The 14,528-nt window shown below is 65.4% G+C and carries 14 protein-coding genes; 5 read left to right on the plus strand and 9 right to left on the minus strand.

What is annotated here, in order from left to right; all coding sequences use genetic code 11:
• Positions 1 to 25 precede the first annotated feature (25 nt).
• Positions 26 to 778, plus strand: a complete 753-nt coding sequence (locus tag IB261_RS02510) for a glutathione S-transferase family protein (protein ID WP_192383311.1) — start codon at positions 26 to 28, stop codon at positions 776 to 778.
• Here the strand turns inward: IB261_RS02510 and IB261_RS02515 are convergent, their stop codons facing one another.
• A complete protein-coding gene (locus IB261_RS02515; RefSeq protein ID WP_192383310.1) occupies positions 779 to 1,654 on the minus strand; it encodes a LysR family transcriptional regulator in 876 nt (291 codons plus the stop codon).
• A gap of 95 nt (positions 1,655 to 1,749) precedes the next feature.
• On the opposite strand from IB261_RS02515, the gene pcaD reads away from it, so the two are divergent.
• Complete coding sequence (gene pcaD, locus IB261_RS02520; RefSeq protein WP_192383309.1) at positions 1,750 to 2,547, plus strand: 3-oxoadipate enol-lactonase; 798 nt, start codon at positions 1,750 to 1,752, stop codon at positions 2,545 to 2,547.
• A gap of 46 nt (positions 2,548 to 2,593) precedes the next feature.
• Here the strand turns inward: pcaD and IB261_RS02525 are convergent, their stop codons facing one another.
• Both IB261_RS02525 and IB261_RS02530 read right to left on the minus strand, forming a co-directional pair.
• Positions 2,594 to 4,123: an NCS1 family nucleobase:cation symporter-1 gene (locus IB261_RS02525; protein ID WP_192383308.1), complete on the minus strand. Its 1,530-nt coding sequence runs from the start codon at positions 4,121 to 4,123 to the stop codon at positions 2,594 to 2,596.
• A 397-nt stretch (positions 4,124 to 4,520) separates the two neighbouring features.
• Entirely contained in the window at positions 4,521 to 6,698 is a 2,178-nt protein-coding gene (locus tag IB261_RS02530; protein WP_192383307.1) for a malate synthase G, read from the minus strand.
• A 294-nt stretch (positions 6,699 to 6,992) separates the two neighbouring features.
• On the opposite strand from IB261_RS02530, the gene IB261_RS02535 reads away from it, so the two are divergent.
• The gene (locus tag IB261_RS02535; protein ID WP_081519665.1) at positions 6,993 to 7,442 is read left to right on the plus strand and encodes a GNAT family N-acetyltransferase; all 450 of its coding nucleotides are present in this window, start codon (positions 6,993 to 6,995) and stop codon (positions 7,440 to 7,442) included.
• Between the two features lie 19 nt (positions 7,443 to 7,461).
• A complete protein-coding gene (locus IB261_RS02540) occupies positions 7,462 to 7,980 on the plus strand; it encodes a glycine cleavage system transcriptional repressor (protein WP_045212798.1) in 519 nt (172 codons plus the stop codon).
• Positions 7,981 to 8,627: 647 nt separating this feature from the next.
• Here IB261_RS02540 and rarD read toward each other — a convergent pair.
• The 6 genes from rarD to IB261_RS02570 form a co-directional block, all read right to left on the minus strand.
• The gene (gene rarD, locus IB261_RS02545) at positions 8,628 to 9,515 is read right to left on the minus strand and encodes an EamA family transporter RarD (protein ID WP_081519666.1); all 888 of its coding nucleotides are present in this window, start codon (positions 9,513 to 9,515) and stop codon (positions 8,628 to 8,630) included.
• Between the two features lie 250 nt (positions 9,516 to 9,765).
• Complete coding sequence (locus IB261_RS02550) at positions 9,766 to 10,740, minus strand: serine/threonine protein kinase (protein ID WP_081519667.1); 975 nt, start codon at positions 10,738 to 10,740, stop codon at positions 9,766 to 9,768.
• A 68-nt stretch (positions 10,741 to 10,808) separates the two neighbouring features.
• Positions 10,809 to 11,189, minus strand: a complete 381-nt coding sequence (locus IB261_RS02555; protein ID WP_192383306.1) for a substrate-binding domain-containing protein — start codon at positions 11,187 to 11,189, stop codon at positions 10,809 to 10,811.
• 121 nt (positions 11,190 to 11,310) lie between these two features.
• Positions 11,311 to 12,075, minus strand: coding sequence for a TOBE domain-containing protein (locus IB261_RS02560; RefSeq protein ID WP_138213040.1), 765 nt, complete (start codon positions 12,073 to 12,075; stop codon positions 11,311 to 11,313).
• A 93-nt stretch (positions 12,076 to 12,168) separates the two neighbouring features.
• A complete protein-coding gene (locus IB261_RS02565; protein ID WP_192383305.1) occupies positions 12,169 to 12,891 on the minus strand; it encodes a ComFC family protein in 723 nt (240 codons plus the stop codon).
• A gap of 39 nt (positions 12,892 to 12,930) precedes the next feature.
• Positions 12,931 to 13,224: a hypothetical protein gene (locus IB261_RS02570; RefSeq protein WP_081519671.1), complete on the minus strand. Its 294-nt coding sequence runs from the start codon at positions 13,222 to 13,224 to the stop codon at positions 12,931 to 12,933.
• A gap of 241 nt (positions 13,225 to 13,465) precedes the next feature.
• Here IB261_RS02570 and bioB point away from each other — a divergent pair, with 241 nt between their 5' ends.
• Positions 13,466 to 14,524 carry a biotin synthase BioB gene (bioB, locus tag IB261_RS02575; protein WP_138213038.1) on the plus strand — a complete coding sequence of 353 codons (1,059 nt, stop codon included), beginning with the start codon at positions 13,466 to 13,468 and terminating at the stop codon, positions 14,522 to 14,524.
• The last annotated feature ends 4 nt before the right edge of the window (positions 14,525 to 14,528 follow it).

Raw genomic sequence — 14,528 nt, forward strand, 5'->3', positions numbered from 1 at the left:
GACCCTTTTCGCGGAAAGCCTCGCCATGTCCGACCCTGTGCTGATCATCGGTTCCTTCCTCTCGCCCTATGTGCGCAAGGCGCTGGTCCTGCTGGAAATGAAGGGCGTCGATTACCGCGTCGACTCCGTCGTGCCGTTCTTCGGCAACGAGGCCTTCGAGCGCCTCAGCCCGCTTCGCCAGGTGCCGGTGTTGGTGGACGGCGAGCTGGTGCTGAACGACTCCTCGGTGATCTGCCAGTACCTGGAAGAGCGTTATCCACAGCCGGCGCTGTACCCGGCGGATATCGCCGATCGCGCCCGTGCGCGCTGGATCGAGGAATTCGCCGACAGCCGCATGGGCCAGGTGTTGATCTGGCAGCTGTTCGACCAGTTGGTGATCGGTCGCGGCGTGTGGGGCCGTGAGCCGGACGCCGCCGTGTTGGAGAAGACCTACCAGCACGACCTGCCGGCAGTATTCGATTACCTGGAGGCGCAGTTGCCGGAGAACGGCTGGTTGTTCGGTGAGCTGTCCATCGCCGACATCGGTGTCGCCTGCTTCATGCGCAACGCGCAGTTCGCCCGCTACGAGCTGGATGCCCGGCGCTGGCCGAAACTGGCGGCCATGCTTGCCGCGGCCTTCGCGCTGCCGGCGTTCCAGAAGCTCAACCAGTTCGAACGCGCCATTGCCCGCACGCCCATCGCCCAGCAGCGCGAGGCGCTGATTGCCGCCGGCGCGCCGGTCAGTGAAGTCAGCCATATGCGCGAACAGCCGGTGCGCGGGCCGATGAGCCGCAGCTGATCAGGCCTGCTGCAGAAAGCTCCAGAGTCGTTGCGCGACCGGGCCGTGGGCGCGGTCGCGCAGGCGCGCGGCGACCAGCTCCTCGCGACGGCCGGGCAGGTGGGGGCCGCTGAGATCGCGCAGGCGACCGTCGGCCAGCTCCTCGGCAATCAGGTGGCGCGGCAGATGGCCCCAGGCGAGGCCGTGCAGCACCAGCTCCTTCTTCATCGCCTGGTCCGGCACCGTGCATTGCGGCGCACCTTCCAGGGTGAAGAAGTCCACCGGCGGCGAGTGCCGGGCGCTGTCGCGCATCACGCACTGGGTGAGCGAACGCAGGTGCTCCGGGCGTAGGTCCGTGATGTCCGTCAGCAGCCCCGGCGCTATCACCGGGATGAAGTCCACTTCGCCCAGGTCCAGCCACTCCAGGCGTGGGTCGGCCTTGTCCACGCGGTGCAGGACCAATTCGGCCTCGCCATCGAGCAGCCGCTCCAGTGGCCCGCTGACGCTTTCGAAGTACAGCTGCAGCCGCGTGCGGGGTTGCGTGGCGAAGAAGCGTGCAAGCTTTTCCAGCAGGGAGGGGCGCGGGCAGAAGTCGCCGAGCACCACCCGTAGTTCGCTTTCTTCACCGGCTGCCAGGTGCGCAGCGTGGTCGCGCAGGCCGCCCAGCTCGCGCAGCAGGCCTCGGGCGCGGCGGTGGAAGGATTCGCCGGCGGCGGTCAGGGCGACGCGGTAGCCGCTGCGGTCCAGCAGCTCGAAGCCGAGCTGGTGCTCCAGGCGGGCCACGGCGGCGAAAACCGCCGGGTGAGAACGATGCAATTGCTGGGCGGCGGCCTGGAAGCCACCGGCTTCGACCACCGCGTCGAAGCACTGCAGGTCGTGCAGGGTGAAGTCGTGCATGTCAGCTTTCCTGACAGAGATCGTCCGGTCTTTGTAATTTCTTCCAGAGTGCGCTGCAACTAGCCTCGTCTCACACCCCTTGAGGAGAGGCTGCCATGAGCCCGCTGCACTATCTGACTACCCGCGACAACGCCCGCATCGCCTATCGCCTGGACGGCCCCGCCGAACGCCCCCTGCTGGTGCTGTCCAACTCCATCGGCACCGACCTGCACATGTGGGGCGGGCAGGTCGCTGCGTTGAGCGAACACTTCCGCGTGTTGCGCTACGACGCTCGCGGGCACGGCGCCTCCAGCGTTCCCGCTGGTCCCTATTCACTGGCGCGGTTGGGAGAAGACGTGATCGAGCTGCTCGATTCGCTCGGCGTTCAGCGTGCGCATTTCCTCGGCCTTTCCCTCGGCGGTTTCGTCGGCCAGTGGCTGGCGCTGAATGCTCCGCAGCGCATCGGGCGACTGGTGCTGGCGAACACCTCCGCCTGGCTCGGGCCGCAGGATCAGTGGGATGAGCGCATCGCCGAGGTACTGGCGGCGGAGGATATGCAGGGCACCGCGGCGACCTTCCTCGCCAACTGGTTCCCGGCAGCCTGGCTGGATTCGCGGCGGCCGGAGGTGGAGCCGTTCCGTGCCACGCTGCTGGCGACCAACCGACATGGGCTGGCCGGCTCCTTTGCTGCTGTGCAGGAAACCGATCTGCGCAGCGCCTTGCGTGACGTGCGCCTGCCCACGCTGGTGATCGCCGGTCAGTTCGACACGGTGACCGCCGCGGACCACAGCGAGCTGATAGCCCGGGCGATCCCCGGCGCGCGCCTGTTCACGCTGCCGGCGGTGCACCTGTCGAACATCGAGTTTCCCCGCGAGTTCGAAGGGGCGGTGCTGGATTTCCTGCTGGCGCCCTGAACGAACAAGGCCGCCCGAGGGCGGCCTTGTCGTTTGTCCACAAGCATCAGTGATGTGCAGCATCCACCGCGATGGGCTCGCCGGAGACGTCCGCGTAGCGGCGCTTGCGATCGGCCAGGGTGTAGTGGATCAGCGCGCCGAGGCCGGCGCCGAAGAACCAGGAGAACTGCGACAGCGCATCGAACGCCGGAATCAGTGCCAGCACGATGGCGATCAGCGCGGCCGGGACGAACGCCGCCACCGCGCGCAGGTTCACGCCGCCGCTGTAGTGGTAGCTGGCGTCGTGGCTCTCGCTGTACAGCTCGGGCAGGTTCACCCGGCTGCGGCGCACCAGGTAGTAGTCGGTGACGATGATCCCGTACAGCGGGCCGAGCAGCGCGCCCAGGCCGCCGAGGAAATACACGATCACCGCCGGGCTGTTGTACAGGTGCCAGGGCAGGATCAGCACCGCGATGGTGGCGCTGAGCAGGCCGGCGCGGCGGAAGTTCAGCAGGTTCGGCGCGAGGTTGGTGAGCACGTAGGCCGGGGCGACGAAGTTGGCCATGATATTCACCGCCACGGTGACGATCAGGAAGGCCAGGCAGGCCAGCACCAGGCCGAAGGTGTTGGGGATCGCGGCGACGATTTCCGTGGGGTTCTGCACCAGCTTGCCGTCGATGCTGAACTGCGCGCCGGCCAGCACCACGGCGATCAGCGCGAAGCCCAGCATGTTCACCGGCAGGCCCCAGAAGTTGCCGACGCTGATGGTGCGGCGGTCCGGGCAGTTGCGGGTGAAGTCGCAGAAATTCAGGATCATGGTGCCGTACAGCGAGACCCACAGCGCGGCGGCGCCCAGGACTTTCAGCCACATGGCCGAGCCGGTCGGCGCATTGCCGCTGGACCAGGAGATCGACAGGCCGGCGCGCCAGTACATCCAGCCGGCGAGGCTGGCGAATGCCACCAGGATGATCGGGCCGGCGAAGGATTCGTAGCGGCGCACCATCTCCATGCCGTAGGCGAAGATCACCAGCTGCACGCACCAGATGCCGAGGAAGGTGATCCAGCCGAGGGTCGACAGGCCGAGGATCGAGTCCTGGTCGTAGGCCGCAAGGCTCGGCGCGATGGCGCTGAGCAGCACGCGCAGGACCACCGAGGCGAGGTAGGTCTGGATGCCGAACCAGGCGATGGCGATCACCGCTCGGATCAGCGCCGGCAACTGCGCGCCGTGGATGCCGAAGCTGATGCGGCACATCACCGGATAGGGCAGGCCGGTCTTCTGGCCCATGTAGCCGGACAGGTTCATCAGGCCGTAGATCACCAGCGCGCCGAGGGCGAAGGCGGCGAGGATCTGCGCGCCGCTCATGCCCAGCGCGAAGAGGCCGATGGCGAAGGAATAGTTGGCGATGTTGTGTACATCGTTGGTCCACAGCGCGAACAGGCTGTAGCGCCCCCAGTTGCGGCCGGCGGCCCTGGTCGGGGCCAGGTCGGCGCTGTACAGGCGCGGGCTCAGGGTTGGCGCGGCAGTCTTCGCGCAGGCCGCGCCATCGACAGGTTGGGCAGGGGAAACGCCGGACAGGTGGGTAGGGCTGGAGTTCATGGGCTGCTCGGTTTGTATGCACGGCTTTTTGTGGTTTGTGTTCAAAGCCAATTCCATGCCAGTGCAACGCTCCGCCGCCTTCCAGACCCCGCTGCAGGCAGCTTCGAATCCCGCTTGAGCCCTTTATTGGTGCGGTCTTGGTGGCTGTCCAGGTGGTCAGGAAATTAAATTTCCATAGCAATCATTGACTTGCGAGTCAGGTTGGCTGTGATTCTCGGATGTGCGGGGTGGGGATTTTGTACACAATAATTGTGCACATGCGTTACGTGTCCGATTCCCTGTGGTCGGAATGCCTCGCGGGGGCGTCCACCATTGGCTGGGCGTAGTGTCGATTCCCGATCAGCAGCCATAAAAAAACCGCCCCGGAGGGCGGTTTCTTCAACGCTTGGCGATGTTCTTACAGACTGTTCTTGGCCTTGAACTCGCGGCGGCGGCGGTGCAGGACCGGCTCGGTGTAGCCGTTGGGCTGCTTGGCACCTTCGAGGACCAGTTCCAGTGCAGCCTGGAACGCCACGTTGTCGTCGAAGTTCGGCGCCATCGCGCGGTACTGGGCGTCACCGGCGTTCTGGCGATCCACCACCGACGCCATGCGCTTGAGGCTTTCCAGCACCTGCTCCTGGGTGACTACGCCGTGGCGCAGCCAGTTGGCCAGCAGCTGGCTGGAGATACGCAGGGTGGCGCGGTCTTCCATCAGGCCGACGTCATTGATGTCCGGCACCTTGGAGCAGCCGACGCCCTGGTCGATCCAGCGGACCACGTAGCCGAGGATGCCCTGGGCGTTGTTGTCCAGCTCGTTCTTGATCTCTTCCGCGCTCCAGTTGGTGTTGGGGGCGAGCGGAATGGTCAGGATGTCGTCCACCGAAGCCGGCGCGCGCTTGGCCAGTTCGGCCTGACGAGCGAACACGTCGACCTTGTGGTAGTGCAGCGCATGCAGGGTGGCGGCGGTCGGCGACGGAACCCAGGCGGTGTTGGCGCCGGCCAGCGGGTGAGCGATCTTCTGCTCGAGCATGGCGGCCATCAGATCGGGCATGGCCCACATGCCCTTGCCGATCTGGGCCTTGCCCTGCAGACCGGTAGCCAGGCCGACGTCGACGTTGTTGTTCTCGTAGGAACCGATCCACTTCTCGGTCTTCATGGCGCCCTTGCGCACCATGGCGCCGGCTTCCATGGAGGTGTGGATTTCGTCACCGGTGCGGTCGAGGAAGCCGGTGTTGATGAACACCACGCGCTCGGCGGCGGCCTTGATGCAGGCCTTCAGGTTGACGGTGGTGCGGCGCTCTTCGTCCATGATGCCGACTTTCAGCGTGTTGCGCGGCAGGCCCAGCAGGTCCTCGACGCGGCTGAAGATCTCGGCGGCGAAGGCGACTTCTTCCGGGCCGTGCATCTTCGGCTTCACGATGTACACGCTGCCGGTGCGGCTGTTCTTGCGGGTCGCGCTGCCGTTCAGGTTGTGAATGGCGATCAGGCTGGTGAACAGGCCGTCCTGGATACCTTCGGGCACTTCGTTGCCCTGGGCGTCGAGGATCGCCGGGTTGGTCATCAGGTGGCCAACGTTACGCACGAACAGCAGGGAGCGGCCATGCAGGCTCAGCTCGGTTCCGTCGGCCCTGGTGTAGACGCGGTCGGGGTTCATGGTACGGGTGAAGGTGCTGCCGCCCTTGGAAACCTGCTCGGCGAGGTCGCCTTTCATCAGGCCCAGCCAGTTGCGGTAGACCACGACCTTGTCGTCGGCGTCGACGGCGGCCACGGAGTCTTCGCAGTCCATGATGGTGGTCAGCGCGGACTCCATCAGGACGTCTTTCACGCCAGCGGCATCGGTCTGGCCGATCGGGCTGGTCGGGTCGATCTGGATTTCGAAGTGCAGGCCGTTGTGCTTGAGCAGCACGGCCTTCGGCTTGGCGGCTTCGCCCTGGAAGGCGAGGAACTGGGCGGCGTTCTTCAGGCCGGTCTCGCTGCCGTTCTTCAGGGTCACGGCCAGTGCGCCGTTCTTCACGACGTAGGCGGTGGCGTCGACGTGGGAGCCGGATTCCAGTGCGGCGGCTTCGTCGAGGAAGGCGCGGGCGAAGGCGATCACCTTGTCACCGCGGACCTTGTTGTAGCCCTTGCCCTTCTCGGCGCCGTTCTCTTCGCTGATCGCGTCGGTGCCGTACAGTGCGTCGTACAGCGAGCCCCAGCGGGCGTTGGCGGCGTTCAGGGCGAAGCGCGCGTTCATCACCGGCACTACCAGCTGCGGGCCGGCCATGCGGGCGATTTCGTCGTCGACGTTCTGCGGGCTGGCCTGGAAGTCGGCCGGCTCGGGCAGCAGGTAACCGATTTCCTGCAGGAAGGCCTTGTAGGCGACCGCATCATGCGGCTTGCCGGCGCGGGCCTGGTGCCAGCCATCGACTTTCGCCTGGATGTCATCGCGCTTGGCGAGCAGGGCCTTGTTCTTGGGGGCCAGGTCGTTGATTACGGTTTCTACGCCCGCCCAGAACTTGCCGGACTCGATGCCGGTGCCGGGAATGGCTTCGTTGTTCACGAAGTCGAAAAGGACTTTGGCGACCTGCAGGCCACCGACTTGAACGCGTTCAGTCATTGCTTGCCTCACTCTGCTCAGGACCAGCTCTGGACACAGGCAAAACGCCTTGTAGTCCGAGCCGCGGAATACTACATGATGCCGTGGGAAAAATCAGTGGGCTAGCGTCGCGGTTAGACCAAAGTACGCATATCAGTCACGTAGCAGGTCTTATGTTCGCAAATATCATCTGGATTGTTCCAGATAAATCTTAAAACTGTACACGTATTACCCGGATGGGTACCTGTGGCGGCCCGTCGCAGCCGGCTAACCTCGCCGTGCCTATACTGCTTCTTCCCTCCTGGAGAATCCCGCATGTCCGTGACGCTTGCCACCCCCACCGATCTGGATGACCTGGTTCCGCTGTTTTCCGGCTACCTCGATTTCTACGAGGTGCCGGCGCCCCACGCGAGGATTCGCGAGTTTCTCGGGGCGCGCATCGGCAGCGGGCAGTCCACGGTATTCATCGCGCGCAGCATCGATGGGTTGGCGGTAGGCTTCGTGCAGCTGTACCCGTTCTTCGCTTCCCTGGCGCTGCAGGCGTCGTGGTTGATCAGTGACCTCTACGTGCTGCCCGCTGCGCGCCGCGATGGCTATGGCGAGGCGCTGATGAACGCCGCCCGCGCCCACGGCGAAGCCACCGGCGCCTGCGGCCTGATGCTGGAGACGGCGAAGACCAACCACGCTGGCCAGTCGCTTTATGAGCGCCTGGGTTACAAGCGGGACGACAAGTTCTACACCTATTGGCTGGACCTCACGGCCTAGCCCTTCGCGGAGACTGCTCATGGACCACCTCGTATTGACCGTCATCGCCCAGGACCAGCCCGGTCTGGTGGAGCGCGTGGCCAAATGCATCGCCGCCCACGGCGGCAACTGGCTGGAGAGCCGCATGTCGCGCATGGCCGGGCAGTTCGCCGGGATCCTTCGCGTAGCAGTGCCCGCCGAGGGCTATGACGAGCTGGTGGAAGGTCTGCAGGAGCTGAGCGAGCACGGCATCCGCGTGCTGCTGGCGGAGAGCGGCATCGAGCCGGCCTGCAACTGGAAGCCGATCCATCTCGACCTGGTGGGCAACGACCGCCCCGGCATCGTCCGCGATATCACCCAGCTGCTGGCCGAGCATGGCGTGAACCTGGAGAGCCTGACCACCGAGGTGCTCCCCGCGCCCATGAGCAGCGAGCCGCTGTTCCATGCCGAGGCGCTGCTGGCCGTGCCGCTGACCCTGCCGTTGGAAACCCTGCAGCAGAAGCTGGAAGAGCTGGCCGATGACCTGATGGTGGAGCTGAATTTCCACAGCGGGGAATGACGGCCTCACTCTGAGTACGATTCTTGTGGAAAAACCTGTGGGCTCTCTGTTGATGGATCGACAGATGGCCCATTTTACATGGGCTTCACGCCAATCCGTTTATCCACTTCCTGCTTCGCGGCTGTGCACAGATTGCGGGGATCGCGCCGTGGGCATTTTGTTGATAAGTCTCTGCATCCCGCTATTACCGTGGTCTTGGGCGATGTGGTCATTTTTCGTACAGATGGCGCGCGGCGAATAGGGCGCTGCGGGCCAGACAACCGCTGTGCACAAATACACTGGAAGAATCTGTGGAGAAGCCGTTCATGAAACGCTGCAGGGCACGTTGGCTCTGGGTTTCACAGGGTTGTCCACTTTCTGCGCGGACGGCTCTGCTGCATCCACACGAAGCGGGGATCAGCCTGTGGAAAAGTTGGGGGAATATTCATGCAGGCCAGAGCTTGCGGGGCTTCTGAGGTGTTGATCAATTCTTGATCAGGAGCCGGCTCGCGCCTGGGGAAAGGGGCGGTGTGAAACGCTTGGCAGGACGGCCTGTGGAAGAGCTGGCCGTTATCCCCGCAATCGCGGGATAGAGCTGTGGACAATCTGCGGGTGACTGCCTGCAAGTCACGGCTGGCGTGGCTTCCAGGCAGTGGATCAATTAATGATCAGTCTCCGCGGGCGAGGCGGTACCAGATGTCCACGCTGTAGACGACCAGGCCTGCCCAGATGCAGCAGAGGGAAATCAGCCGTGTGGTGTCCAGATGTTCGCCGAACAGCAGGATCGCCTGCAGCAGCACCAGGGTCGGCGCCAGGTACTGCAGGAAGCCGAGGGTTGCATAAGGAAGGTGGCGTGCGGCGGCGTTGAAGCACACCAGCGGCACCAGGGTGATCGGGCCGGCGGCGGCGAGCCAGATGGCGTCCTTGGTGGTCCAGAAGTCCGCATGCACGCTCGGGCCATCGGCGAACAGCACGAGGTAGCCGATCGCCAGCGGCAGCAGGATCCAGGTTTCCACCACCAGCCCCGGCAGCGCGGCGACTGGCGCCTGCTTGCGGATCAGCCCGTAGAAGCCGAAGGTCAGCGCCAGCGCCAGGGATACCCAGGGCAGGCTGCCCAGTTGCCACAGCTGCTGCGCCACGCCCAGCGCGGCGAGGCCGACCGCGACCCACTGCAGCGGGCGCAGGCGTTCGCGCAGGATCACCAGGCCCAGCAATACGTTGATCAGCGGGTTGATGTAGTAGCCCAGGCTGGCCTCGATCATGTGGCCGTTGTTCACCGCCCAGACGTAGACCAGCCAGTTGCTGGCGATCAGCAGGCCGCTGGCAGTGAGCACCGCGATGCGCTTGGGGTTCTCGCGCAGCTCGCGCCACCAGCCGGGGTGTTTCCACACCAGCAGGAGCAGGGCGCCGAACACCGCCGACCAGATGGCCCGGTGGGTGATGATTTCCAGGGCGGGGATGCGTTCGAGCAGCTTGAAGTAGATCGGGAAGAGTCCCCAGATGACGTAGGCAGTCAAGCCCAGGGCGTAGCCCCGGCGGGGGTTGGCGGTGGCCATGGAACATCCTTGGTTAGGCAGCTAATGAGTGGCTGCACAATTCTAGGGCGCTCGTGCTGGCTTGTCTGTGCCGCTTCGCTGGATGTCCCGGTGGCGCTGGCGAATGTGCGTAACGATGCCGTTACGGGTTGTGGATAACGCCACGCCAGCGAAGTCGACCTGTAGGAGCGGGCCATGCCCGCGATCGCGCCCATGGGGCATTCCTGCAGGGAGTCAGTCGGATATCCGGTTGGGTGAAGAAACGCGGAAATCAGAACAGCCGCAACGGTTCCTCATCCAGCGCTGCCAGCTGCTCGCGCAGCACCAGCACCTGTTCGCCCCAGTAACGCTCGGTGCCGAACCAGGGGAAGCTCGGTGGGAATGCCGGGTCGTCCCAGCGGCGCGCCAGCCAGGCGCTGTAGTGCATCAGGCGCAGGGCGCGCAGGCCCTCGATCAGCGGCAGTTCGCGCGGGTCGAAGTCGTGGAATTCCTGGTAGCCGTCGACCAGTTCCGAGAGCTGTCCGAGGCGCTCCTGGCGCTCGCCGGCGAGCATCATCCACAGGTCCTGCACGGCCGGACCCATGCGGCAGTCGTCGAGATCGACGACGTGGAAGGTCTCGTCGCGGCACAGCAGGTTGCCGGGGTGGCAATCGCCGTGCATGCGGATGGGCGAGTACTTCGTCCGGGCGTAGAGGTCGTCGATCTTCTTCAGCAGGTCGCGGGCCACGGACTCGTAGGCCGGCAGCAGGCTCCTGGGAATGAAGTTGCCGTCCAGCAGGGTGGCCAGGGACTGGTGGCCGAAGTTCTGTGGCGTCAGCGCCTCGCGGTGCTCGAACGGGCGATTGGCGCCCACGGCGTGCAGGCGGCCGAGCAGTTGGCCGAGGCGATACAACTGGTCGAGGTTGCCCGGCTCCGGCGCGCGGCCGCCACGACGGGGGAACAGGGTGAAGCGAAAGCCGGCGTGTTCGAAGAGGGTCTTGCCCTCGTGCACCAGCGGCGCCACCACCGGGACTTCACATTCGGCCAGTTCGGCGGAGAAGGCGTGCTCCTCGAGGATCGCCTCGGTGGTCCAGCGGCCGGGGCGGTAGAACTTGGCGATCAGCGGCTCGCTGTCCTCGATGCCCACCTGGTAGACGCGGTTCTCGTAGCTGTTGAGCGCGAGTACGCGGGCGTCGCTGAGAAAACCGATGCTTTCCACCGCATCCAGCACCAGGTCGGGGGTGAGGTCGGAGAAGGGATGGGACATGGCGACGTTCCGGCAATGGTAAAGCTGCCTAGTTTACCCAGTCCGCCCCCTTTGGGTGCGCAGTCGCCTCAGCGGTCGGAGCAGTGTTTTTTCAGGTACTCGACGAAGTCCGTGGCCAGCGCCCGGCGCTCGCCCTTCACCAGGGTCAGTTTCTGCATTGAGCGGGCTTTGCACTCGAGCCTTTGCGAGGGCTTGTCGGTATTGTGCAGCGGCGTCAGCAGCAGGTCGTAGGGTGTGCCCTGGCGGATCTGTTCGGCGAGTTCGCCTTCGCCGCCGCCGATCAGCAGGACCTTGTTGTGGGTGGCGAGCTGGTACTGGTCAACCAGTGGTTCCAGCGTCGGCATCAGTTCGGTGCTGGCGCCGACCCGCAGGACATCGGGGCCGGCCTGGCTGGCCAGGGGCAGGGAAAGCAGGAACGGCAGGGCAAGCAGGGCGAGCGAGCGGCGCATGGTGGGAGCTCCGATTGACCACGGCCCCGCCCGACCTCGGGCGGGACTCAGGCGGTTATTGGAGCGCGCCGCGCACTCGTCGGGCTTGATATGAGGCAGGGAAACCCATTTGCCGGGGCGACTACAGCGGCGTGCCGAGGATCACCTGCGCCGGGGAGAACTGCGCGCGCACCGCCGAACCGGCTTGCAGGCCGAGGATTTCGATGCGCTCCGGGTCGGTCAGGGCGCAGAGCATCTGGCCGCTGGGCAGCTGGATGCGCACTTCGCTGGGGCCGTCTTCGGCTTCGCGGATGTCATCGACGTGGCCTTCCAGCGCGTTCAGGCCCTCCGGGCAGGGGATGTGCGGCAGGTCGACGTAGAGCCAGCCGGCCTTCATCAGCGCCACCACCGGCACGCCGTCGGCCAGTTCCAGCTTCTCGGTGCTTTCGCGGGTGACCCGCGCCTGGATGCGCGAGCCGCCAGGCAGTTCGATGCACACCAGGTCGTTGAGGCCGGACGGCTCCACCGAGCAGACGCGCCCGTGAAGCTGGTTGCGCGCGCTGGTGCGCATCATCAGGCGGCCGATCAGTTCCAGGTCGGCCTGGTGCTCGACGTGCTCGACAATGTGCTCGCGCAGGGCTTCCAGGCGCTGGTAGAGCGCCAGTAGGCGTTCGCCCTCGGCGGTCAGGCGCGCGCCTCCACCGCCCTTGCCGCCGACGCTGCGTTCCACCAGTGGCCGGTCGGAGAGGTTGTTCAGTTCATCGATGGCGTCCCAGGCGGTCTTGTAGCTCATCCCGGCGGCCTTGGCGGCGTGGGTGATCGAGCCGAGCTGGGCGATCTGCGCCAGCAGGGCGATGCGCTGCGGGCGGCGGGTAACGTGTTGGGTCAACAGGCTGAGGGTGGTCATGGTTTCGCGGGTACTTATTGGTATGCGACGAGGCTCCGTTGCTGGCGTGCAAAACGCAAGGGGCAGATGTCGGGAATGTGGCCGAACGGTCGTCTATTCCGGGGCCGGCGTGCGCGCCAGGCAATAGACGTCGACCCGCCGCGCACCAGCACGACGCAACAGGCGGGCGATGCGCTCGGCGGTGGCGCCAGTGGTCAGCACGTCGTCCACCAGCGCCAGGTGCAGGCCTTCGACGCTCGCGCCAGCGGCCAGGGTGAAGGCGTTGCGCAGGTTCTTCTTGCGGGTGACGGCGTCCAGGCCTTGCTGGGCCGGGGTGTCCTGCGTGCGGCGGACGAGCTGGTTATCCACAGGCAGATGCAGCGGCGCGGCCAGCCAGTCGGCCAACAGTTGCGCCTGGTTGAAGCCCCGTTGCCGCTCGCGCCGGCGTGACAGTGGTACGGGGATCAGCCGGTCCGGGCGCGGCAATCCTTCATCAAAGGCATGCAGCAGGTGGCGTTCGAGCAACTGGCCGAGCAGACGTCCGAGCGGGGCATTGGCCTGGTGCTTGAAGCGGGTGACCAGCGCATCGACGGGGAAGCCGTAGCGCAGCGGTGTCTCGACCCGGTGAAAAGCCGGAGCGCGGCGCAAACACTGGCCGCAGGTCAGTCCGGAAGCTGGGAGGGGAAGGGCGCAGACCGCGCAGTGCCCGGCGAGCCACGGCAGGTCATCGTCGCAGCCGGCGCAGAGGGGCAGGGCGGCCTGTTCCGCCGCCCCGCCGCAAAGAAGACATTGCACGCGAGGGCGCCACCAGACGGGGCCCCATTGAGATATCCACATTCAGCCCCTCCATGGGCGGGGCGTTCAGGGGTTAGCGGCTCAGTGAATCAGCCAGCTCAATACCACCAGGCCCAGCACCGTCCAGATCAGTCCGCCGAAGATCGAGCGCCGCAGGAAGGCGCGGATGCCACTGTAGAGCAGCAGCAGGCCGATGAAGAGCAGGACGAAGCTGAAGATCGAGACGTCGATTCCCACAGCCCGCGCCAGGCCGTGGAAGAAGTCGTCCATGGCGCGCCACAGGCCGCCGAGCACGCCCGATAGCAGATCGACGATGAAGCGGATGGCCTTGCCGACCATCTGGCCAAGGCCGTCGAAGAATCCTTCTGTTCCCATCTGGGGTCTGACTCCTGAGTGTTCTGCCTGATTGGAGCGGCAATGGAGCGGATCGGTTCAGCCGCAGCCGCAACGAGATCGCCGTTACTGATCAATAAATGGTCACTTGTCGACCTGTGTCGCGAGAGTGGTTGACAGCGTCACAGCTCCACATATGATGCCTTGAGCCTGATTTCCCCGGTGGCGCGCCGCCGGGGCACCCTAGACAAGAGGCGCCCCCAAGCGTCGAAGGACTTTGCCGATGAGTGCCACCGCAGCCCAAGTAACCCGCCACGACTGGACCCTTGCCGAAGTCCGCGCCCTGTTCGAACAGCCCTTCAATGACCTGCTGTTCCAGGCGCAGACCATGCACCGCGCGCATTTCGACCCGAACCGCGTACAGGTGTCCACCCTGCTGTCGATCAAGACCGGCGCCTGCCCGGAAGACTGCAAATATTGCCCGCAGTCCGGCCACTACAACACTGGCCTGGACAAGGAAAAGCTGATGGAAGTGCAGAAGGTGCTGCAGGCCGCTGCCGAAGCCAAGGCCATCGGCTCCACGCGCTTCTGCATGGGCGCTGCCTGGAAGCATCCGTCGGCCAAGGACATGCCCTACGTGCTGGAAATGGTCAAGGGCGTGAAGAAGCTTGGCCTGGAAACCTGCATGACCCTGGGCAAGCTGACCCAGGAGCAGACCCAGTCGCTGGCTGAAGCGGGCCTGGACTACTACAACCACAACCTCGATACCTCGCCGGAGTTCTACGGCAACATCATCACCACCCGCACCTACAGCGAGCGCCTGCAGACCCTGGCGTACGTGCGCGAGGCGGGGATGAAGATCTGCTCCGGCGGCATCCTCGGCATGGGCGAGTCGGTGGACGACCGCGCCGGCCTGCTGATCCAGCTGGCCAACCTGCCAGAGCATCCGGAGTCGGTGCCGATCAACATGCTGGTGAAAGTGAAGGGCACCCCGCTGGCCGAAGAGAAGGATGTCGATCCGTTCGACTTCATCCGCACCCTGGCGGTCGCCCGCCTCATGATGCCGAAATCCCACGTGCGCCTGTCCGCCGGCCGCGAGCAGATGAACGAGCAGATGCAGGCCCTGGCCTTCATGGCCGGCGCCAACTCGATCTTCTACGGCGAGAAGCTGCTGACCACCACCAACCCGCAGGCCGAGAAGGACATGCAGCTGTTCGCGCGTCTGGGCATCAAGCCCGAAGAGCGCGAGGAGCACGCCGACGAGGTGCACCAGGCCGCCATCGAGCAGGCGCTGGTGGAACAACGCGACTCCCAGCTGTTCTATAACGCGGCTTCGGCCTGATAGA

The sequence above is a fragment of the Pseudomonas sp. PDM20 genome (assembly GCF_014852575.3).
Classification (GTDB): Bacteria; Pseudomonadota; Gammaproteobacteria; order Pseudomonadales; family Pseudomonadaceae; genus Pseudomonas.